Source organism: Pedobacter sp. SAFR-022 (genome assembly GCF_051965375.1).
Taxonomy (GTDB): Bacteria; Bacteroidota; Bacteroidia; order Sphingobacteriales; family Sphingobacteriaceae; genus Pedobacter.
Map to the genome: position 1 here is coordinate 64,473 of NZ_JBQCME010000007.1, position 23,519 is coordinate 87,991.

General features: G+C 44.8%; 13 protein-coding genes. 10 read left to right on the plus strand and 3 right to left on the minus strand.

Annotation, left to right across the window (positions count from 1 at the left end):
- Positions 1-72 precede the first annotated feature (72 nt).
- A complete protein-coding gene (locus ACTHQF_RS15305; protein WP_440431496.1) occupies positions 73-2,652 on the plus strand; it encodes a TonB-dependent receptor domain-containing protein in 2,580 nt (859 codons plus the stop codon).
- 19 nt (positions 2,653-2,671) lie between these two features.
- On the opposite strand, the gene ACTHQF_RS15310 is transcribed toward ACTHQF_RS15305, so the two are convergent.
- The 3 genes from ACTHQF_RS15310 to ACTHQF_RS15320 form a co-directional block, all read right to left on the minus strand.
- A complete protein-coding gene (locus ACTHQF_RS15310; RefSeq protein ID WP_440431498.1) occupies positions 2,672-5,041 on the minus strand; it encodes an ABC transporter permease in 2,370 nt (789 codons plus the stop codon).
- Between the two features lie 171 nt (positions 5,042-5,212).
- Complete coding sequence (locus ACTHQF_RS15315; RefSeq protein ID WP_440431500.1) at positions 5,213-6,574, minus strand: sensor histidine kinase; 1,362 nt, start codon at positions 6,572-6,574, stop codon at positions 5,213-5,215.
- On the minus strand, positions 6,571-7,947 hold the full coding sequence (locus tag ACTHQF_RS15320) for a sigma-54-dependent transcriptional regulator (RefSeq protein ID WP_440431502.1): 1,377 nt from the start codon (positions 7,945-7,947) through the stop codon (positions 6,571-6,573). The genes ACTHQF_RS15315 and ACTHQF_RS15320 overlap by 4 nt, the downstream gene beginning before the upstream one ends.
- Positions 7,948-8,161: 214 nt before the next feature.
- Between ACTHQF_RS15320 and ACTHQF_RS15325 the strand changes: the two genes are divergently transcribed.
- The 9 genes from ACTHQF_RS15325 (at position 8,162) to ACTHQF_RS15365 (ending at position 23,472) form a co-directional block, all read left to right on the plus strand.
- Positions 8,162-8,533 carry a hypothetical protein gene (locus ACTHQF_RS15325; protein ID WP_440431504.1) on the plus strand — a complete coding sequence of 124 codons (372 nt, stop codon included), beginning with the start codon at positions 8,162-8,164 and terminating at the stop codon, positions 8,531-8,533.
- A gap of 151 nt (positions 8,534-8,684) precedes the next feature.
- Positions 8,685-9,929 carry an efflux RND transporter periplasmic adaptor subunit gene (locus tag ACTHQF_RS15330; RefSeq protein WP_440431506.1) on the plus strand — a complete coding sequence of 415 codons (1,245 nt, stop codon included), beginning with the start codon at positions 8,685-8,687 and terminating at the stop codon, positions 9,927-9,929.
- 96 nt (positions 9,930-10,025) lie between these two features.
- Positions 10,026-10,724 carry an ABC transporter ATP-binding protein gene (locus ACTHQF_RS15335; RefSeq protein WP_440431508.1) on the plus strand — a complete coding sequence of 233 codons (699 nt, stop codon included), beginning with the start codon at positions 10,026-10,028 and terminating at the stop codon, positions 10,722-10,724.
- A gap of 1 nt (position 10,725) precedes the next feature.
- A complete protein-coding gene (locus ACTHQF_RS15340; RefSeq protein WP_440431510.1) occupies positions 10,726-13,095 on the plus strand; it encodes an ABC transporter permease in 2,370 nt (789 codons plus the stop codon).
- Positions 13,096-13,137: 42 nt separating this feature from the next.
- On the plus strand, positions 13,138-15,510 hold the full coding sequence (locus ACTHQF_RS15345) for an ABC transporter permease (RefSeq protein ID WP_440431512.1): 2,373 nt from the start codon (positions 13,138-13,140) through the stop codon (positions 15,508-15,510).
- Between the two features lie 32 nt (positions 15,511-15,542).
- Positions 15,543-17,930: an ABC transporter permease gene (locus ACTHQF_RS15350; protein WP_440431514.1), complete on the plus strand. Its 2,388-nt coding sequence runs from the start codon at positions 15,543-15,545 to the stop codon at positions 17,928-17,930.
- A gap of 13 nt (positions 17,931-17,943) precedes the next feature.
- Positions 17,944-20,310: an FtsX-like permease family protein gene (locus tag ACTHQF_RS15355; protein ID WP_440431515.1), complete on the plus strand. Its 2,367-nt coding sequence runs from the start codon at positions 17,944-17,946 to the stop codon at positions 20,308-20,310.
- Positions 20,311-20,333: 23 nt separating this feature from the next.
- Positions 20,334-22,727, plus strand: coding sequence for an ABC transporter permease (locus tag ACTHQF_RS15360; RefSeq protein WP_440431517.1), 2,394 nt, complete (start codon positions 20,334-20,336; stop codon positions 22,725-22,727).
- 61 nt (positions 22,728-22,788) lie between these two features.
- Positions 22,789-23,472: an ABC transporter ATP-binding protein gene (locus ACTHQF_RS15365; protein WP_440431519.1), complete on the plus strand. Its 684-nt coding sequence runs from the start codon at positions 22,789-22,791 to the stop codon at positions 23,470-23,472.
- Positions 23,473-23,519 lie beyond the last annotated feature (47 nt).

Genomic DNA, 23,519 nt, shown 5'->3' on the forward strand with positions numbered 1-23,519 from the left:
TTATGCCTAACCATCTATAAGGCAATTTAGCATAGCGGTAAATTGCTTGTTTTGCGGTAAATCATAATGATTATGAAGATGAATGCTTACAAACTTTCGAAGTTCCTAAGGGCAAGTTCCAGAAGCGGACTTGTTCTGCTTATATTATTTTTTGCGGTTAGTTGGGCCGGCTCGGTTCAGGCCCAGGTGCCTGGAGCGGGCCAGCCGGCTGCAGCAGCGGCAGGTGGCAGCGTAAGTGGTACGGTGATCGACTCCATCAGTAAGAAACCAGTGGATTATGCCACCGTGAGTTTGTTTAAAGCTGGTTCGACAACACCATTCAGCGGCGGTATCAGCGATGATAAAGGCGCGTTTAAAATCGGCAATGTACCTGCGGGTACCTACCGCGTTCAGGTAAACTATATCGGCTATAATGTGAAGAACATTTCCGGGGTGGTTCTAGCGCCAGGAAAGCAGGATAGAAACCTTGGGCGTATCGTTATTGCACCAAGCGCCAACCTACTGGAAGCGGTACAGATTACCGGTCAGGCGGCCTTAATCGAGAACAAGATTGATAAACTTGTTTTTAACGCCGAGAAAGATGTGACCAGCACCGGCGGCAATGCTTCGGATATCTTGCGTAAGGTACCCATGGTTTCGGTGGATATGGACGGCAACGTTGCACTTCGCGGCAGCCAGAATGTGAGGATCCTGATCAATGGTAAACCATCCGGTGCATTAACCACGAATGCTGCGGATGTACTGCGCTCCATGCCTTCTGACCAGATCAAGAATGTAGAGGTGATCACCTCGCCTTCGGCGAAATATGATGCAGAAGGTTCGGCGGGGATCATCAACATCATCACCAAGAAAAAAGAGGTTTCAGGTGTGAGTGGCTCGGTGAATGCCGGCATTGGCACGCGTCAGAACAACCAAAATGCCAACATTAACTTCAACAAGAACAAGTTGAGCATCACAGCCAATGTAGGTTATAATACCGGCTGGCCACAGACCACCTATTCATCATTTGAAAGTGCAAACAGCTTGTTGAACACCGAATCTTCGTCCAATGGAGAGAGCACTTCCAACCGTCACTTTTTAAGCGGTTCGGCTTCCCTGGGCTATGAGTTTAACGATAATAACAGCTTTTCTTCATCCTTCAGCAGACGTGGCGGTGCGTTCAAGAATGATGGTTCTTCGGTTAACAGTAACTTTTCTCCGGCACAAGGTCTGATCAATTATACTGCGCAAACCAGAAATGAAAATGCCTTTTCTAACTTCGACTGGAACAATGATTTCACCCATAAATTCAAGCGTGAAGGTGAGGAGATCAGTATTGCAGCCCAGTGGACCCATGGTACCTCAGATGTGGATTACGCTACAGAGTATTCTGCTTTTACGCAAAATCAACAGGCCTTAAATGCTGGAAAGAACAATGAGTACACCGTGCAGCTGGACTATGTAGTGCCCATAAACAAGATGTTTAAATTGGAAGCCGGTGCAAAGACCATCATTCGTGAGATAACGAGCGACTACGACTTCTTTAATCCAAATGAAGCAGGACAATATGTCCTTAATCCAATCACTTCCAATGCTTATGACTATGGTCAGGATGTTTACTCCGGCTATGGATTGTTGACGACGAGTCTTAGCAGCGGGTACACCATCATGGCAGGTGCGCGTGTAGAAAATACAAGCATTGACGGCCGGTCTGGAAATACATCCAATGGGTTACAGCCTTTTCAGAACGACTACCTGAACTTTGTGCCCAGCCTGATTATTTCGAAGGCCTTAACGCCGACACAAACGGTGAAGCTGAGCTATAGTAAGCGTATTCAACGCCCAAGTTTACAGTTCCTGAACCCCTTCCGCAATACCAGTGATCCTTTAAATCAGAGTCAGGGTAACCCGGAGCTTTCTCCGGAGATCGGGCAGACCATAGAATTCAACTATTCTACCTTCGTGAAATCGTCTGTGATTAATGCTTCTGTGTATTACCGCAAAACTGAAGACATCATTGAAAGTGTGGTGAGCACTGTTCCGTTTACAACAGTGGACAATGCCGGGAATGAAGTTACCCGTGATATCTCATTAACAAGCTTTCAGAATGTTGGAAATAACAATTCCATCGGATCAAGTCTGTTCGGTTCAGTACAACTTTGGAAAGCACTTACACTTAGAGGGAATATCAATGCGTTTACGTACAAGCCGCAGATCATCAATAGCTTGCAGCAAGGTGAACAGTCGACCTACATCCAGTACAATGCCTTTGTAAGTGCAACGGTAAAGATAAAGCCTACCCTTAGTGCAGAAACCTTCCTGATGCAGAACTCGGCACGAAGGACCTTTCAGGGTACGAATCCGGCGTTCAACCTTTGGGTGATCGGAATTAAGCAGGAAGTCATGAATAAGCGTGGTACTATTGGTTTAAACATCACGCAGCCAACTAAGGATTACAAAGATTTTGAATCTAAGATCAATAGTGGACCTTTAACGCAGCGCAGCAAGTTCTCGGTGCCATTCCGCTCATTCGGAATTAACTTTGCATACAACTTCGGAAAGATGAATTTCGGTGCTCAGCCGCCAAGAAAGAAACGTGGCGTAACCAATGATGACCTTTTACAGGGTGACGCAAACGGACAAGCTGGTGCTGCATCAGGCGGACAAAGATAACTTGAATTGATGCGCTGACTTACTCGTACTTCAGCGCATCAACTGGGTTAGCTTTTGCCGTCTTGTACGCTTGTACACTCAAGGTCAGCAGGGCAATGGTTAAGGTGCCCAAAGCCGAGAGTGGTATAATCCACCAGCTAAAATCGGTGCGGAACTCATAACGGTGCAGCCAATTGTTCATCACATAATAACTGATTGGCACGGCGATAAAAATGGCCACCACAATCAGCTTCAAAAAAGATACAGACAGCAACTGCATCAAGTTGCCTACCGACGCACCAAGGACCTTTCTTACTCCAAACTCCTTGCTGCGTTGTTCTGCACTAAAGGTCACTAAGCCAAAGAGTCCGATGCAGGATACAAAGATGGCCAGGCCCCCAAAAAGGTTGGAAAGAATGCCCAGGGTTTTCTCCTTTTGAAGCAGCTTTTCAAACGATGAACTTACAAAATTCAGCTCTACGGGGTATGCCGGATTAATCTCTTTCGTAATTCTTTCGATTGTTTTTACACTCTCCTGCAGGTTCTTTTCTGGATTCAGACGCATGGTGATATGCTCCGCATAATTGCTGAAAAACACGATCATCGGATTGTTGGAGTTATATGGCGAATCCCAGGCATAGTCTTCAAAGACGCCAATTACATTCGCCTTTCGATTATTTAGCTTCAGCGTTGTGCCAAGCGGCTCATCCAGGTTCATTATCTTCGCTGCGGAGCTGCTGATGAGTACAGCAGCGGTGTCTGAGGCATACTTCTCCGTGAAATCACGGCCTTGCAGGAGCTTTAAACCTGAAGTTTTTGTGAAATCGTAGCTGGTCCCCACACCGTTAAACATAATCCCACTTTCTGCAGGTGCCATGCCAGGCCATTCCAGGTTGTTGAAATTCTGCCCGTGGTGGATCAGGCCTGTTGTGGTTTTTGCAACCGAACTTACCGCGCCCGAGTTCAGCAGCTGTGTTTTCAGCAAATCAAAACGACTCGCCATAGCACCTTCAAAGGGCATTTCTACCAGTGCGTCTATATCAATGCCGACAGGTTTGTTCTTGATGAACTGAATTTGCTTATAAATGACCAGTGTGGACACAATCAGCATCACTGCAAAACAAAATTGTCCGACGATAAGCACCTGCCTCAGGCTAAAGGAAAAGTACTGCCTGCTTTGTATCTTCCTTTTGAAGATCTGAATGGGGTTGAAGGAGGAGAGGTATAATGCTGGATAACTACCGGCGATAAGACCTGTAAACAACACCATGCCGGCAATGATAATCCAGGTTTGATGGTTGAAAAAGGAAACCTCAAATTGTATATTAAGCAGATTCCCGAATGCCGGAAGAAAAGCCTCTACCAGTGCAACGGCAATGAACACGCTGATGAAAGTAAGTACGATGGACTCGGTAAGGAATTGCGCCACAAGTGAAGCTCTTGTAGCACCAATGGTCTTTTTTATGCCTACTTCTTTGGCGCGCTTCTCCGACTTTGCTGTCGCCATATTCATGAAGTTAATACAGGCGATCAGCAGGATGCCAAACGCCAATCCGGTGAAGAGCCAGATCTGGCTGATGTCACCACCCACACTTTTGCCGTTAACAAACTTGCCATAGAGGTGCAGTCGCTCCAGTGGATAGAAAAAGAAAGGGGATTTTTTCCAGTCCGTTTGTTTAAGAATCAAGGTATTCAATTTCTCGTTTACCTGGCTCAGATCGGCATCAGCCGCGAGCCTTACCAGCGTGACAAAGCTGTAATTATCCCAGTTCAGGTTGTCAGAAGAAGGGTCTACCAACTTGTAATCTTTCCAGGGTAGCAGGTAGTCGAAGCGATGTGAGCTGTTGCCAGGCAGATCTTTGATGATGCCGGTAACTTTAAATGATACCTGATCCTGTAAACGTACAGGCTGATTTAGCACTTCCGTACTGCCGAACAAGGTTTTCGCCATGGATGCAGTAAGGATGATGGAACCTGGATTTTTCAAGGCTGTCTTAGGATCCCCTTGTAGAAAGTGATAGTCATAGATGTTCAGGATTTCTGGATCGCCGAACTTGGCGGTCGCTTTAAAGCTGTTTTCGCCATTGGCGATCAGCAGCTCGCGGTCGTAACTTATGCGAGCAACATGTTTAACTTCAGGGATGCCCGCGGCGATCGTTGAAGCCAGGGCAGTGGGGGTGCCGTCGAAAGTGGCGATATCTTTTCCAAGATCATCGGTAATATGTGTCATTGCCACATGTACTTCAGTGGAGTACTTCGAATGCTTATCAAAGTTCCATTCGTAGTTTACATAAATTAGCAACATCAAACATGCGGCAAGCCCGATGGCTAAACCGATAATGTTGATGAAAGAAGTTGTCTTGCTTCTCCAGATGTTACGCAGGGCGATTTTGAAGTTTAAGATTGACATGGGTATTGCCGTTAAAGGTTGGATTGCCAATCACTAAGCCTGTGCCAGTGTCTTGATTAAAGATAACTAATTGTTTTTCAGTTTTTTAGCTTTGTTGTAAAATGATAGACGTTCGTTATCGAACAGTTCAATGTCCGGCAATGGACAATTTAATAATGATAACCGATTGGCTTACTGGTATTTGAACACCAGGGAGAATACCGTTTTCTCAAAGGGTTGCGATTGGATCTCCACACTGCCGTGATGCATTTTCATGATGTTCCTGGTAATGGTTAATCCAATGCCGGAGCCGTTCTTTCGTGTGGTGAAAAATGGAATGAAAACCTTCTTGGCGAGTTCATTATCTACGCCCTTTCCATTATCAATCACATCAATGTACAAACGGCTATTTTCAAGCCTGTAGCCAATCTCAATGAAGGGATCTTCCATGTTCTCTACCGCGTAAATGCTGTTGGTCACCAGGTTGATCAAGGCCTGCTCGATCAGCTTGATATCCAGACGCAGGCTAATTTTAGAGGATGTTTGTACGACCCTTAAGTCGATGTTCTTGCCAGAGGCAAATGGCTGCATCAGGATCTTGATGTGTTGCAAGATCTCGCCGATGGTATGATCCTGGAGTACAGGCGTGGGCAGTTCGGCCATGAGCCGGTAGTCTTTCACAAAGTCGAGCAATCCTTCAGAACGGCGTTTGATGGTTAGCAAAGCTGGTTTTAAATCCTCCAGATCTTCTTTATCCAGGTGATCTTTTCCGTCAACCATGGAACTTACCGTATCTGAGAGCGAGCTGATTGGTGTAATGCTGTTGAGGATCTCATGGGAAATTACCCCGATCAATCTGTTCCAGGCCTCCGATTCTTTCTGTTCGATTTCGTCTTTAATGTTCTGGAAAGAGATAATGATGTGATCGGTATTGTGCAGGTTTAAGGGAATCAGTTCAGTGGATAGCTGGGTAAGTTTGTCCTGAATTTTAAGTTCAATGAACTTTTTTCCGCCTTCCGTGATATCGCTTATCTGGTTCGCGAACTCCGGCCGATGGCTTTTCAGCCGATGCCAGTATTTGTATGCCGGCACCTGCAAGAGGTTGCTTGCAGCCATGTTGAAAAACACGATCTCTGCCTTTTCAACATCTTTCTCCAGGGGTTTTAACACAATAACCCCTACAGGGACCTGTTCGAGGATGGTTTTGATCAGCTGGAACATGGATTCCTTTTCCAGTTGAATCCGTTTATGCACCTGGATGATATCATCGAAGGAGCGATAAAGTTCCGGGAAGCTGCTTTTATGGCTTTTAGATTTAAAGTTAATGGTGCTATCCTGGGTTTTCACCGCCAGCATAAAGCGGTTGATGTCTTCCTTCATGCGGTCTATGTAATGGTAGAGCGAAAACAACGCTGCCAGCAGGATCACACCCACGCCAAAGATGGTAAACCACAGTTCGGTATTTTGGATGAGGTAAACAAATAATGCGACCAGCAGATTGATGATGAACAATCGGAAGAGCAAGCGAAAGGTGAAGCTGCTGAAGAACTTCATAGATCAAATTTTTCTATGCGTCTGTACAAGGCTGCGCGTGTTAGACCAAGCTCGGAAGCTGCCCGTGAAATGTTGCCTTTATGTTTTTCAATAGCACGTTGCACCATCAGTTTTTCCATGTCCTCCAGGGCCATGTCGTCCTGGACGGATGGTGTTGTTGTACCCCCAAATTTCTGCGGATTAAGCTGTAGATCTTCCTCGCAGATCTGCAAGCCATCGGTCATGATCACGGCACGTTCAATAACATGTTGCAGTTCGCGCACATTGCCGGGCCATTGATAGTGCAACAATAAAGCTTCTGCCTTGTTGTCGAAAGCTCTGATGTTTCTGTGGTACTTGGTGTTGAAGCTTTGCAGGAAGTAATTGGCCAATAGCAGGATATCGCTTCCCCGCTTACACAATTGAGGTAAAAGCAGTTCTACGGTGTTGATCCGGAATAGCAGATCCTGGCGGAAGGTGCCTTTGCTCACCATCTCTGCCAAAGGCATATTGGTGGCGGTGATCAAACGAACGTTGATCTTCCGCGCTTTGCTTTCTCCGAGGCGGTTTACGGTGCGGTTCTGAATAACACTGAGCAGCTTTGCCTGCAGTGGAGGGCTTAGATTCCCGATCTCGTCCAGGAATATCGTTCCACCTTCAGCCATCTCAAAACGGCCAGGTTTATCCTCCTTGGCATCGGTAAAAGCACCTTTGGCATAACCGAAGAGTTCACTTTCAAACAAGTTTTCCGTTAGGGAACCTAAATCCACATGCATGAATACGCCATTTTTACGTTGCGAGTGCTTATGGATCTCATAGGCAAATACTTGTTTTCCCGTGCCGTTCTCGCCCAGGATCAGAATGTTTGCATCGGTGGGCGCAACTTTCAATAAAACACTTTGCAGCTTCTGGATGGGTTCAGATTCACCCACAATATGTTCAAAGCGCCGGGCCATATCTTTCTGCAGCGAGGTATGAAGCTTCTCCAGTTTATTAACTTTCTTATTTGAATGTCTGAGTTTTGCTGCTGCAGAAAGTGTTGCAAAGAGCTTTTCATTCTCCCAGGGCTTTAATATGAAATCTGTAGCACCTTTCTTTATGGCTTGAACGGCGAGTTCAACGTTTCCATAGGCCGTCATGAGGATCACCACGTAATCTTTATCTATGGAAAGGATGTGCTCCAGCCAGTATAAACCTTCGCGCCCATCACTTGAACCCTTCTGGTAATTCATATCCAACAAGATGATGTCTACTTCATTCCTGCTCAGGAGCACATTAATTTCCCTGGGCGACTTGCAGGTCACCACTTGGCGGAAATGCTGCTTCAATAAGAGCTTGGCACTAAGTAAAATATCGTCATCATCATCAATTACCAGAACGGTTGCGTCAATCATGTTAATAGCTTTTATCAAAAGTAGTAAAACTGTTCAATGACGTACAAGTAAGTGTCCGATAACGAACGCTTTTTTTGGTGATCATTTGCTAAATTGCTGTTATATAAGTGTTTAAGCCTGTTTTGTGGGGCTGGCATGTGCTTCGTAATTAGGTGTGCAGAAACCAGTTAAAGTATGGTGCTGGTGGTTTCAAAGGAATAAAAGAAGTAAAAAAATGAAACGAGTTCTATGTGCATTGATGATTGCTGCTGTTTCAGCAGGATGTACCATCACACACGACTGGCAAGGCACCAGTCATGCAAGTAAAAGTGAGGCAAGCTTTTCAAAATTCTCCGGCAAGCAGACGTTCAAGTTAGTTCCACATCCGGATGCTGTGACTACACGGATCAAATATGGTATCAAACTTAGCGCCGGAGAGCTGCGCCTGATTATCAGGTCGCTGAAAAAAGAAATAGTCAATATCAATACATCCGGAATGCTTGAGCGATCCCTGGAGATTAAGAATCTGGCAGGATCAGGTTTGGACGTGTCACTGATCGGGAAAAATGCCCGTGGATCTTACCATGTGGAACTGGAGCAGCAGTAGCGCGGCAGTGTTCGCTCATGGACAACAACTGTTCGGTAATGAACAGTGTTAATTTTATAAAATCAATTAAAAAGCTCATAGATAAGGCCTTAAGGGGATTTTGGTCATCTGGCATGTGCTTCGCAACATGGCAAACAAGAATAAACAGGTAATGGATAAAGTAATAGAGAAAAAGCGGTTTAGTAAAAAGAATATACTGATGTTCGCAGGTATTCTGATCGTGGTTTGCCTTGCAGGTTATGGCTATAGCCTTTCCCTTAACAAGGTATACAAAGCAGATGCAGATAAGCTTACGGTGAGTAAAGTGGCCTTCGGAGATTTCGAAGACGTGGTGCTGTTGAATGCTACTGTTGTACCACTAACGTCAGTGATTGTAAGTTCCTCTGAGGGTGGAACCGTAGCGGAGATCTTTACTGAAAATGGCGCGTCGGTTGTTAAAGGCACACCACTATTGAGAATCGCTAATCCGAATGCGCTCTCGGCGTATACCAGCAGTGAAACCAGCATCATTGAGCAGATCAATCAGCTTCGGAAGCTAAGGCTCGATCTGGAACAAAATCAACGGGTCATGAAGCAGGATATGATGGTCATCGAAAATAGCTTGCGTACAGCTTCTCGCAAGTACAAGATTGATAGTACCCTCTTCGCGAAAAAGGTTATCACGAGGGAGGAGTTTAATACTTCTAACCAGGATTACGAATATTATAAAGATAGAAGAGCAATCCTGAAACAAGCCATGGATCAGGAGAGTCAAAGCAGGAAGATGCAGTTAAATCAGATCGACTTCTCCATTGGAAGGATGGATGAAAGCCTGGAGTCCATCCGTCAGAACATTGAAAACATGACCATCAAAGCTCCGGTATCCGGCCGGTTATCCTCCTATGATCCAGTAATTGGAAAATCCTATGGAGCGAATGAAATGCTCGGAAAGATCGACGTGATGCAAGGATATAAGCTGCAGGCGGGGGTAGACGAGTATTATATTAACCGGGTAAAGGAAGGGCAGCGTGCCAACTGCGAGATTAATGGTAAGAACTATCAGCTGTTGGTGCGAAAGGTGATCCCGGAGGTTACCTCAGGACAGTTCCAGATTGAGCTGGTGTTCGATGGCAAGTCGGCGGATGAATTAAGACGTGGTTTATCGCTGCAAACCAAATTAACCCTGTCTGACAACAGTAAGTCACTAATGCTGCCACAGGGGCAGTTCTTCCAAAGTACTGGTGGTAATTGGGTGTATGTGGTTAAGGATGGCCAGGCTAAAAAGCGCAATATTAAGGTTGGACGTAAAAACTACCTCTACTATGAAATTATGGAAGGTTTGCAGAAAGATGAGGAGGTCATCACTTCATCGTACGATCAGTTCAACCAATACGATATCATACAGATCAGCAAATAATCGATGGGCTGGCGCGACCCTGTAGTGCGTGCAGGAACGTCAGTCCTTCTTCGATCTTAAGCATCGGAATATATTAACGAGATAAAAAGTACAGCAATGATAAAAATTGAGAACCTGGAAAAAGTTTATAAAACTGAAGAAATAGAAACCACAGCATTAAACGGCATTAACCTTCATGTAAAAGAAGGGGAGTTCGTGTCGATCATGGGGCCCTCGGGTTGCGGCAAATCGACATTGCTCAACGTGATGGGCTTATTGGATAAACCTGAAAGCGGTAGCTACAGATTTATGGACACGGAACTGCTAAAGCTTAACGATCGTGAACGTTCCAATTTCCGGAAGGCCAACATGGGTTTCGTGTTCCAGAACTTCAACCTGATCGATGAACTTACGGTATTCGAAAACATAGAGCTTCCATTGATCTATAACAAGGTGCCTGCGGCGACACGAAAAGCCATGGTAAACGAGATCATTCAACGGATGAATATCGTGAATCGTAGTGGCCACTTTCCACAGCAGCTTTCTGGTGGGCAGCAGCAGCGTGTTGCCGTTGCAAGGGCACTAGTAACCAAGCCAAAGCTGGTACTTGCCGATGAGCCTACTGGAAACCTGGACAGCTCACACGGTAACGAGGTCATGGAACTGCTATGCGAATTGAACGAGCAGGGTACAACCATCGTCATGGTTACGCACTCTTCACACGATGCAGGTTTTTCCAACCGGATTATCAATTTGAAAGACGGCCACGTCATCTCCGAAAAAGTTAATAAAGGCATTACTGAAGAATTGATCTAAGATGTTTAAGCTGAACTTAAAAATCGCACTACGTACGCTTTGGAAGAGTAAGGGGTACACTTTGATAAACGTTGGCGGGCTGGCTATCGGCCTGGCAAGCTGTATGCTATTGCTGCTCTATGTGGCCTATGAATGGGGCTATGACAAGCAATTCAGCGATTACGAAAAAACCTATGTCGTATATAATAACCAGGCCGCAAGTGGTAAGATATTTAGTTTTGATGCAACGCCCGGTGTGCTGGCAGCTGAGGTAAAAACAAAGATTCCGGGTGTGAAAACAGTGGCCAGAATGTTTTATGAACAAGAGCGTCTGATCTCCCTTAAGGATAACAATTTCAAGAGACTCTGCAACTTTGCTGATCCTGCATTCTTTCAGATATTTGATTACAAGGTACTAAAAGGGAATCCGGCCAGCTTCTTAAAAAGCCCGCAATCGGTCGTATTAACAGAGACGTTGGCTAAAGCATTGTTTGGTGATGAAGATCCAATGGGCAAAAGCCTGAAATTCGATAACGCGGAAGAGCTAAAGGTCGAGGGTGTAATCGTGGACCCGCCAAAGAACAGCAGTAATCAATTTGAATACCTGATGTCATGGACCTTGTTTGAAAAATTAAATCCCTGGGCAAAAGATCATTCCTGGGGCGGGAATTACTGTCACACCTTTATTCAACTGGAAGATAACCGCTTCTTTGAGCAGGCCAATACGCAACTTCAAGGCATGATCAAGGCGAATAACAAAGACAGCAATGGTGAACCATTCATGCATCCTTTATCAAAATACCACCTTTACGATAACTTCGAAGGAGGCAAGTCGGTGGGCGGCAAAATTGATCAACTGCAGATCTTTGTGTTGCTTGCTTTCTGCATTCTGATTATTGCATGTGTAAACTTCATGAATCTTTCTACAGCCAGATCTGAAAAAAGGGCTAAGGAAGTTGGCGTTCGGAAATCGATTGGCTCATCCAGGAAAGACCTGATCGGCCAGTTTATGATGGAGTCGGTATTAATCTCTATGCTGAGCATGGTGGTTGCTTTCATGCTGATTGAGGTTGCCCTGCCATACTTTAACCGTCTATTAGGTATCGAACTAGATATAGATTATACCTATTGGCTATTCTGGACCACGCTGATGGGATTAACCTTGATCACAGGCGTCATTGCAGGAAGTTATCCGGCTTTCTACCTGTCTTCCTTTGATCCGATCAAAGTGCTAAAAGGCTTTACCAGTACCGGCGCGGGGGGCTCATCTTTGTCCGTACGGAAGTTCCTGGTGGTGTTTCAGTTTGTGTTTGCGGCCTGCCTGATTATTTGTACAGCTGTGATCTATCAGCAGTTGAACTATATCGTGAACAAGCCAATTGGTTATAACATCAATAACCTGGTAGAAGTTCCCGTGCAGGGGGCATTGCGAGAACCAGGGAAATTTCAGGTCATTAAAGATCAACTGTTGAAAACAGGTATGGTAAGTGCCGTAACCAATTACTCAACCAAATTTACTGATGGAGGCAATAACGGATATAGCGTAAGCTGGCCAGGTAGTAATCCTGACGAAAATGTATTGGTGAACTTCCGCTGGACAAACTACGATTTCTCAAAAACCACCGGCATCCAATTATTGCAGGGCCGGGATTTCGATCCGCAATTTGCAGACTCCAGTAATGTGATCATCAATGAAGCACTGGCAAAAGTCATGGACTTAAAACAACCTTTAGGCGCTGTAATAAACTTTGGAGATGCTCCTGTGACCATCATCGGCATTATCAAAGACTATGTTGTAGAATCCCCGTATATGCCGGCAACGCCGATGATCATTGGCTTCACCAAAGATGCAAATGAGGTAATCTTAGTTCGTGTGGCAGATCATGCCAACTTAACTGCGAGTTTGCATGCTATTGACCAGCAATTTGAAGCGTTAAATCCCGGTTTCCCGGTTGACCGCCGGTTTATTGATGACAACTTTCAAAAAAAGTTCAGGAACGAAAAACTGCTTGGTACCCTCGCCAACTGGTTTGGTGGCTTTGCCATCTTCATCAGCTGTTTAGGGCTGCTTGGTCTGGCGCTTTACATGGCCGAACAACGTAAAAAGGAGATTAGTATCCGCAAGGTGCTTGGTGCAAACTCCGCTAACATCCTGGTGCTGCTTAATAAAGACTTCATCAAGCTGGTGCTAATCGCAAATATGATTGCTTTTCCATTGGGCTATGTCATTGTTAGTAAATGGCTATCGCACTTTGAGTTCAGGATTTCCATCTCTGTGCTTCCATTTGCACTTGCCCTGTTGCTATCGTTGGTTATCGCAATCCTGACCGTGAGTCTGCAATCTTTCAAGGTTGCAAAAGCAAATCCAATTGATGCTTTAAAGTACGAGTAGGCTTACCAATTATCCAAGTGTAACCCATTTAAACCAGATCCAATGTTTAAGCTTCACCTGAAAATCGCATTCCGCAACCTTTGGATGCATGCAACATCATCCATAATTAACGTCATCGGGCTGGCTATAGGACTTGCATCCTGCCTGATGCTGATGTTGTATGTTTCTTACGAGTGGAACTACGATAAGCAATTTAAAGGATGGGAAAATGTGTATCAGGTGATGACTAATTTTGAAGGTGAAAATAGTCAGATCACCAGCACGGGAGAACATACAGGCAACATGATTGCTCCAACAATCAAGACTGAAATTCCTGAGGTTGAAGCAGTAGCACGTATCGGATATGGTGGGCAGGCACTGATTGCAAATGGCCAGAAGAGTTTCAAAAGGGAAGCCAAATTTGCCGATCCTGACCTGTTGAAAATCTACAATTATGAGTTTGTTGCCGGCAATGGGGAGATGGCACTTAGTACACCGAATTCAATTATCATTACGGAAAGTACTGCGCGCTTGTTATTCCCTAATGGTGATGGGTTGAACAAACCGGTTCGTTATAATGATGCATGGGATTTCAGCGTGAGTGGAATAATTAAAGACCTACCACAGAATAGTTCAAATGCTTTTGGCATCCTAATGCCATGGTCTTTTTACGAAACATTAAACACCTGGGTAAAGGAGCCAACCTGGGGTAATTTCAACTGGCAAACCTTAGTGCGCCTCAAAGAAAATTCTGATATCGCTTTTGTAAATCGAAAAATGGCTGGAATGATGAGGAAAAAGGAGCGTTTTACTACTGCCGAATCCTTCCTCTTCCAACTATCGGAGAAGCATTTATATGGCAAGTTTGTAAATGGGCAAAGTGTCGGAGGTGAAATCGAACGTATTTACTTGTTTGTGGCTTTGGCCGCCGGTATTCTTCTAATAGCCTGTGTTAACTTCATGAACCTTGCTACTGCGAAGTCTGAGCGGAGAGCTAAGGAAGTTGCAGTGAAGAAAACCATAGGTGCTAGTAGAGGTTCATTGATTGCCCAGTTCATCACCGAATCAATGTTACTTACGATGGTTAGTGTTGTCATTGCTGTAGCACTGGTAGAAATTCTATTGCCATCATTCAATAATCTGCTTCATATAGATCTCCAAATTACATATAGTAATGCATGGTCTTGGATTGGCGTCGTCGCAGTTATCTTATCAACTGGTCTGATCGCCGGAAGCTACCCAGCTTTGTATTTATCATCCTTCAACCCAATTACAACATTGAAGAAAAAAGCCGGGCACTCTGGACGATTGCCCATCAGCTTGAGACAGGTGCTCGTTGTAGGACAGTTCTGTTTTGCCATAATACTGATTATCGCTACACTGGTCATTTACAATCAAGTTCAATATATCAAACAGCGTCCTTTAGGCTACGATGTTAGCCTACTTGCTGAAATGCAACAGGAGGGCATGCTGGAGTCCAAGTATGAATTACTGAAGTCTGAGCTGTTGAGATCTGGTGCCGTCCTTAGCATGTGCCAAAGCTCTGCAACGATAGCACATGATGGCGCCAGCTTTTGGGGATTTCAATGGCCTGGTATGGCAGAAAAGGACAAGCTGGTCTCGTTTGATTTAATTGCTACCACATATGACTTCATCAATACCAACGGAATTCAACTTCTTGCAGGGCGGGATTTCTCAGCATCTTATGCTTCCGACACCTCAGGGCTATTGCTTAGTAGTGCTGCCGTAAAAGTCATGGGCCTTAAAGATCCAGTTGGGACACGAGTAAAGTATCAGGGGGAAGACGCTACCATTGTAGGCGTCTTTAAAGATTTCATTTGGGGTTCTCCATATCAATCAAATAAACCAATGGTCGTGGCTTTTAACAGAGCGTGGACAGGCAACATCACCATGCGCCTAAACCCTGATCGCAGCTTATCTGAAAATATCGATGTCATTACCCGGATCACGAAGAAAATCAACCCAGCTTACCCTGTAGAAATCAAGTTCGTAAACGATCTGTACGCACAAAAACTGCTGGCAGAAAGAACTCTTGGTATACTGGCAAATCTCTTTGGTGGCCTTGCCATTTTCATCTCCTGCCTTGGTCTTTTCGGATTGGCAGCCTATAGCGCGGAGCAGCGCAGCAAAGAATTTGGCGTTCGTAAGGTGCTCGGCGCTTCAATCGGCAACATTATGCAACTGCTTTCCATGTCTTTCATGAAGATGATACTTATCGCAGTGCTGATCGGTGTTCCAATCGCCTATTACCTCATGAACAACTGGCTTAGCCATTTTGAGTTCCGAACCACAATATCCTGGTGGATCATCGTGACAGCAGTTTGTGGAACATTCCTGATTGCCATGCTGACAATTAGTTATCAAGCTTTTAAAACGGCGACTTCAAATCTTGTCGATGCTTTAAAATACGAGTAAAATAAACTACCTAAATCTTAACGCCTGATCATATGTTCAAACTCAATCTTAAAATAGCGCTGCGCAATATTTGGAAAAATAAGGTTTACGCCTTTATCTGCATCGCTGGACTAACCGTTGCATTGGCGGTTTTTATTCTAGCAATGCTATATGCAAGTTATGAAAAGCGTTATGATACTTGGAATGCTGGTTATGAGCAGATCTATCGTGTAAACTATAGCGCTCCAGATGAAAATGTTGCACTAAGCACCGGCAACATGGCCACGTTGAGTAAGCAACAAATTCCAGCTGTGGACGCTGCAACCAGAATCCAGGATTACTGGTGGGGTGATCTGCTCGTTAAGACCAAGAATAAAAGCTTGTACCTAAAGGATATTTTAATGGTGGATAGCACTTTTTTTGAAGTGTTCAACTACCCGGCAGTCTATGGAAATCTCTCTAAAGCACTAAAGAGCCCGCAATCTATAATTATAAGTAGAGAAACAAGTGAACTCATCTTTGGTAAGGATATTAATCCGGTGGGAGAGACGCTTAAGCTGGATAATAAAGAAGGCTTTGTTGTAGATGCCGTGATAGATGCTGCAAACCACCCTGCACACTTTAAATTCAACATGCTCAAAAGATTCAAAAAAAATGTCTCCGATGAGTATTACAGTAATAATTACTATACCTATGTTAAACTGAATGCCCATGCTGATTTAAAACAAACTGAGCATCGCTTTAATAGCATGCGTAAGCAAATTCTAAATGCAGAAATGGCTAAGCTATCCCCGGAGGATCGGAAACAATTTTCTGAATACATTAACAAGATAAGGCTATATCTTCAGCCGGTCAAAGACATTCACCTGAGCAGTAAAGTGGTTGAATATGAGTTCTTGGGAAATGGCACGGGTACTTACATGTATATGATGATCGGCGTAGCTGCGCTGGTATTGATCATTGCAGCTGTAAATTTTGCGAACCTTTCACTTACTATGGCTACCGGGAGGGCGAAAGAGACGGGCGTAAGAAAAGTGTTGGGTGCACAGAAGATGCAGATCGGCATGCAATTTATCCTGGAAACGGCACTTCAGTGTATTGTTAGTCTTTTGCTCGCATTGGTGCTGGTAGAGCTGATGCTACCATCCTTTAACAATATGATTGGCCGTTCCATACCACTTTTGCAGTGGAGCGACTACAAGCCTGTTATACTACCAATTTTTGGTGTTTTAATTATGCTGACCTGTTTGGTTGGACTTTACCCCGCTTTGATGATCAGCAATATCATACCATCAAAGGTTCTTAAAGGAAATTTCGGAAGTAGTAATGCCGGTTCCTGGCTCCGGAATTTGCTAATTGTACTGCAGTTTTCCATTGCAGCGCTATTTATATCTGGTATTTGGATTATCAACAGCCAACTGAACTATATGCAGGCCAAAGATCTTGGATATAAACCGGAGCAAGTCTTTGCTGTTCAAATGCTGCAGGATGACAGTGACCAGCATTATAACAAGATCAAAAACACTTTACAAGACATTCCCGGTGTCAATAGTATTTCCAGAACCGATCATATTCCCGGAGAAGACATGGGTGGAAACAGTTATGTCAATAACGGAACCTCTATCTCTGCCAATTTCATAACGGTAGATGCAGGTTATGTTAAAACCATGGGTCTCGAGCTTCTGGAAGGCCGGGAATATATTTCCGAAAATGTGGATAGCCTCGGCACTTTGATGCTTACCGAAACTGCGGCGCGAACATTCGGCCTGAAAGATCCGGTAGGAAAGACCCTCCGGATGTCTGGTGCTGACTGCCGCATTGTAGGATTAATTAAGGACTTCAATCACTATAGTCCCGAAAAGAGTTTTCAACCCATTGTATTCCACTTCCAGAAAGGGAATCCTATGCGGTATGTGATCATAAACATTAATCCATCAAATTCGAATACCGCAATAAAACAGATCGAGCAGGCCTGGCAAAAGCTGGAACCTGAATTTCCGATTAAAGCGACATTCCTGGACAAAACTTTCCATGATCTCCTGCAGGGCCAACGTCAGCTGAAAAGTGTCATCGCATTACTCTCTGTTGTGACAATCGTGCTTGCCCTGATGGGTTTATTCGCTATTGCGGCATTTAACACGCAACGCCGTAGTAAGGAAATCAGTGTCCGCAAAATACTCGGTGCCTCTTTGTTCGATATCTTGAAACTCCTGAACAAAGGATTTGTAAAGCTCATCCTATTGGGAAATCTGGTTGCATGGCCTATTGCCTATTTGTTGCTTCAGGAATGGCTTACAGGGTTTGCTTTCCGGGTGGAGTTGACCGCGCTACCATTCTTGCTTGCCGGATTAACAACACTGCTGTTAACGATACTTATTGTGAGCCTGCAATCTTTCAGGACGGCTAATGCGAATCCGGTCGACGCCTTAAAATACGAGTAGATAAATAAACGCCATGTTTAAACTCAACCTTAAAATTGCCTTACGTAACCTGAAAAGGAACTTCTCCGTGTCCTTGATCAATATCGGTGGATTGTCCGTGGCTCTAGCTGCATTTATCCTGATTGCGCTGTATGTGAATTATGAGACCAGTTATGATAAGGATAATCCGAATTATGAGCACATCTACATCGTTGGCCGTGATCTAAAGGACCTCAAAACCAACTTCACCCCACCACCGCTTGCAGAGCTTATCGCGCAACACTGTCCGGAAGTGGAATTGGTCGGTAAGATGACGCCATCGAACCTGGACTTTGCCATAATCAGTGATGCTGGCAGAATATACTTGAAGAACACGATGGTGATGGATTATAATGCGGCGAAGATATTCAACCTGCGTCCGCAAGGCGGGTTGAAAAAACCCAAAGGAGAATTCGAGCGACTGACCTATTTGAATGAAGCTAGCATACGCACGCTGTTTCCTGGTAAAAAAGACAACATGCCTGAACTCGTCATGATGGGCAACAAGGCCTTGGGTATTACCGGAACCATACATGGCTCCATTGTCCCGAATCCCCATTCCAATATTCAGTTTGATGCCATTGCAATCGGGAACTATCTTGGTGTTTCCGAGGGTTTTGGTTTTCCAAATTACTACACCTATATACAGGTGAAACCTCGCACCGACATTAGTGCATTGCAGGTTAAGATTGACCGCCTTTTAAAAGAAGGCCTAATTAAAGCGAATGTAGATCGGGCTTCGATAGAAAACGAAACGATTTTCCTAGATCCACTGTCGAATCTCCACCTTAAACCGATTGCCGGAAATGACACGAACTACAAGGTTGTAATTGCCTTGTTCATCTTAAGTATACTTATCGTTGTAATTGCCTGTATCAACTTTACCAATCTCACCATTGCTCAAGCGAATAAAAGGGCGAAAGAAGTGGGGATCAAGAAAGTATTGGGTTCCTATCGCCAGATGCTTACCGTACAATTCTTATTCGAGATCATGGCCCAATGTCTCGTATCCTTGATTCTGGCCCTAGTTCTTGCGGAGCTCTTTATGCCGGCATTTAATAATCTTTTAGGAGTGCCACTGTCATTGTGGGAGGGGGCTGAAGCGCTGTACTGGATACTTCCACTTATTCTGGTGGTAGTGACCCTCATTGCTGCGGTTTACCCCGCATTAATTCTTTCCGGCTTTACTCCTGCAGGCGTACTTAAAGGTCACTTCCACACTGGCATACAGACCAGCTGGACCAGAAAAGGACTACTGGTTGTTCAGTTCGCCATTGCCGTAATCTTTATTGCCGGAATACTCATCGTGAGCAAACAGGTAAGCTACATCCAAACGGAAGATACCGGGTTTGAAGCAGATCAAGTCCTGCTCATTAAAAACATGACCATGTTCAACAAGCCAGAAGTCTTTGCCCCTCTGCGGGAGAAAATGCTGAAAATTGAAGGCATCAAATCTGCAACAGCGGCGAACGTTACTCCTGGAGGAACAGAAACAGGCAGTAACAGCTATGCTTTAGACGGGAAGGAAGCACTGCTCGACTTCGTGGATGTGGATTTTGACTACTTTGAAACGCTTGGCATTAAACTGAAATCTGGCCGGACTTTCTCAAATGAATATAAACGGGACACCGTAAATTCCGCGATCATCAATGAAAGTGCCGCTGCTAAATACGGAATCCTAGATCCCGTTGGCAAGACGATCCGCGGCTGTAATATAGACTACAAAATTGTCGGTGTAATCAAAGATGTCAAATCTCAGGGCTTTGAAGCTGCCGTACAGCCAACCATCTACACCATGAAGAATCCCTGCGGCAATCCACGCTTAGAAATTATGCTTAAAGTAGAAGCAGGAAAGATGGCTGCAGTCATTGCAAGCTTGAAAAAACAATGGCCAGAGATCAACAAGCTGGATGGTGAAGATTTCCGGTATGATTTCCTGGATGAACTCTACGGCCGACTGTTCAAAAAGCAGGAGCAACTGAAGTCTGTCTTTTTCACCGCTTCCATGCTTACCGTTTTCATTGCCATTCTTGGTTTGTTCGCTTTCTCTAAAATCATGACCAGCAACCGGAGCAAAGAAATTGCAGTGCGTAAGGTACTCGGTGCCTCAGATTTTCAGGTGCTCAAGCTCTTAAATTCTTTCTTCCTATGGATGCTGCTGTTGGCGAATCTAATTGCATGGCCATTTGTATACATCCTCGCAAAAACCTGGCTGGACACTTTTGCCTATCGCATTGAGATCTCCATCGTACCTTTTGCTATTGCGGGGATCATTTCAGTTGTGCTAGCCATAATTACAGTAAGCCTGCAGGCAACTAAAGCTGTTCAGGCCAATCCCGCCAAAGTGTTAAAACATGAATAAATTTATCCAGTAATCGCTGCGCCATGTTCAAGCTCAACTTAAAAATCGCTTTGCGTAACTTGTGGAAACACAAAGTTTACACCTTCATTAATGTTGCAGGTCTCTCCGTGGGCATGGCTGGCTGCATCCTGATCTTCATTTTCATCAGGTATCAGCTGAGTTATGATGATGATTTCAGCAACAAAGACCGCATCTACCGGGTGGTTAGTAACTGGACGTATAAAAGCGGTACCGACGCCTCTCAGGGGGTACCAATTCCACTTGCTGCGGCTATCCGTAACGACATCCCACAGTTGGAGAAAGTGGCAGCCATTCAGCGTACCACCGGTGTACTGGCAGCGCTTGATCAAGCAGGGCAATTGAAATTCAAAGATTACGAAGCAGCATACTTCGCCCAGCCTGAGTTCTTCGAGATCTTCAATTTTAATTGGTTGTCTGGTGATCCAAAACAGGATTTAATCGCACCGAACACCGTAGCCTTATCGGAGAAAGCTGCAATTAAGTATTTCGGCGACCGGCATAACGCGCTGGGTAAAACATTACGCTTCCAAAAGAATGAGGACTGCCGCGTCACGGCGATTTTTAAAGACCGGCCAGAAAATACAAATCTAGCCCTGGAGGTCGTATTCAGCTACGCAACATTCAGTCTTAAGGACGACAAGAACTTTGGGACCGTACGTTCGAGCTCTGAGTGTTACGTGCTACTTAAGCAAGATGTGCAACTCGCTGATGCTGAGGTAGCCCTAGCCAAATTCAACGAAACAAAATACAAGGATAATGATGAATCCGGCCAGCAATACCATACTTTCCAGGCATTGCAGGACATCCATCACAATGGCCGTTATGGCAACTTCGCTGGAAAGATCGTTGAAAAGGCTGAGATCTATAGCTTGTCGATCATCGGGCTGTTTCTGATCCTTACCGCCTGTATAAACTTTATCAATCTGGCTACGGCACAAGCAATTGGCCGTTCAAAAGAAGTCGGGATCCGTAAAGTTATGGGTGGCGAACGCCGGCAACTCATCATGCAGTTTCTCAGTGAAACCCTGGCGGTAAGTATTATGGCCATGCTGATTGCCTGCGTACTAACCGAAGCGGCACTGCCCTATATGCAGCAGCTTTTCGATGAAAAGATCTCCTTCAGCTTACTTCAATATCCGGTCATATTTGTATTCCTGCTGGGCCTGGTGGTACTGGTAAGCTTACTTGCAGGCTTCTATCCAGCATTGATTATTTCGGGTTTCAATCCCGCCCTTGCGATAAAAAATAAGATTAATGCCAACAGCAATGCGGGTTTAGGCTTACGCAGGATTTTGCTGGTACTGCAATTTACGATCACCACTGTACTGGTTATCGCCACGCTGGTGTTGCTAAAACAGATGAATTACATGCGGGAAAAACCGCTTGGGTTTGACACAGAAGCGGTGGCAATGCTAAGCTTACCTGCAGACAGCTTAAGTCTGCAGAAACATGAAAACTTTAAAGCACGACTGCTTACCATCCCAGGACTGCGACAGGTTAGCTTTTGTGATGTTCCTCCTTCTTCAAACAATGTCTCTGAGTCCGACTTCTCGCTTAATGGCACCAAGAATAAGGACTTTCAGATCAGGACCATGCATGTCGACCAACATTACTTCGAAACTTTTGGCATCAAACTGATCGCGGGTAAAGCCCTGCCAAAGAGTGATACCGCCAATGCCTTTGTTGTAAATGAAACCTTTTTGAAGCGGAACGGTATTGTGGAGCCGGAAAAAGCATTAGGTAAGCTGCTCACGATAAATGATGTGACAGCCCGAATTGTAGGCGTAAGCAAGGACTTCAATGATAAATCTTTGCACGAGCAGGTTTCGCCGATTGCTATGTCTTCCAATAAATGGGACTACTACAACATGGCCGTTAAGATGGACCGCCCTGAAGTGCCTCAGGCCATGCGAATGGTGGAGCAGCTTTGGAATGAGACCTTTCCGAATGATGTCTATGATGCCAGCTTTGTAAACGACGATTTAGATGAATACTACGACTCCGAACGCATCATGGGGGTACTCTTCAGGGTGTTTTCCCTGGTGATCATCTTCATCTCCTTTGTTGGCTTGTTCGGATTGATCTCCTTTGTAACCACACAGCGAACACGTGAGGTGGCCATAAGAAAAGTACTTGGCGCCTCAACCTTCGAAGTGGTTCGACTGCTTAATGGTTCTTTCTTGTTACTCGTGTTTTTAGCAAATTTATTTGCCTGGCCACTTGCCTACATCCTGATCAATCAATGGCTCAGCCAATACGCTTATCGCATTGATCTAAGTATCTGGCCATTCCTTGCCGCGATGTTCATATCTATGTTGATAACCCTATTAACGGTAAGCCTGCGTTCCTATAAAGTTGCTGGCACCAATCCGGTGGATGCGCTGAAGTACGAATAGCCTTTAGATTGACATTCAGGTATTTAGAACAAAATAATTAACTTAAAAAAATATACATCAGATGATCGCACTATCAAATATCGAAAAGTACTACAGCAACAAAGGCGTTAAGAACTATGTGCTGCGCCATGTGACCACACAGATCGGTCAGGGTGAATTTGTAAGTGTAATGGGACCTTCCGGTGCCGGAAAATCAACCTTGCTGAATATCCTGGGTATGCTGGAACAACCCACTTATGGTAAATACGAATTCATGGGCGAGGATGTCTCCGCATTGAAGGAAAGTAAGCGCATCGAGCTGTACCGCCATCATATTGGCTTTGTCTTCCAGGCTTACCACCTCATTGATGAGATGACTGTTGCCGAGAACATCGAAGCACCCTTGTTATACAAGAAGGTAGGCAGTGCAGAACGCAAAAGCAGGGTGGCCGATGTCCTGGATCGCTTTAATATCGTCGCTAAAAAAGATCTGTTTCCAAATCAACTATCCGGCGGACAGCAGCAGCTGGTTGGTATTGCCAGGGCATTAGTTGCGCAACCATCCATCATCCTGGCAGATGAGCCCACTGGAAACCTGCAGTCTACCCAGGCATTGCAGATCATGGATCTGTTTAAAAAGCTAAATCAGGAGGAGGGTATCACCATTATACAGGTTACCCACTCCGAACTGAATGCTACTTACGGTTCCAGAATCCTGCATTTACTAGATGGCGTAATCAAAGAAGATGAAGCCATTTTGGCTTAGTCATAAAAAAGCCGGCTGCATCAACAGACACAGCCGGCTTTAAACGA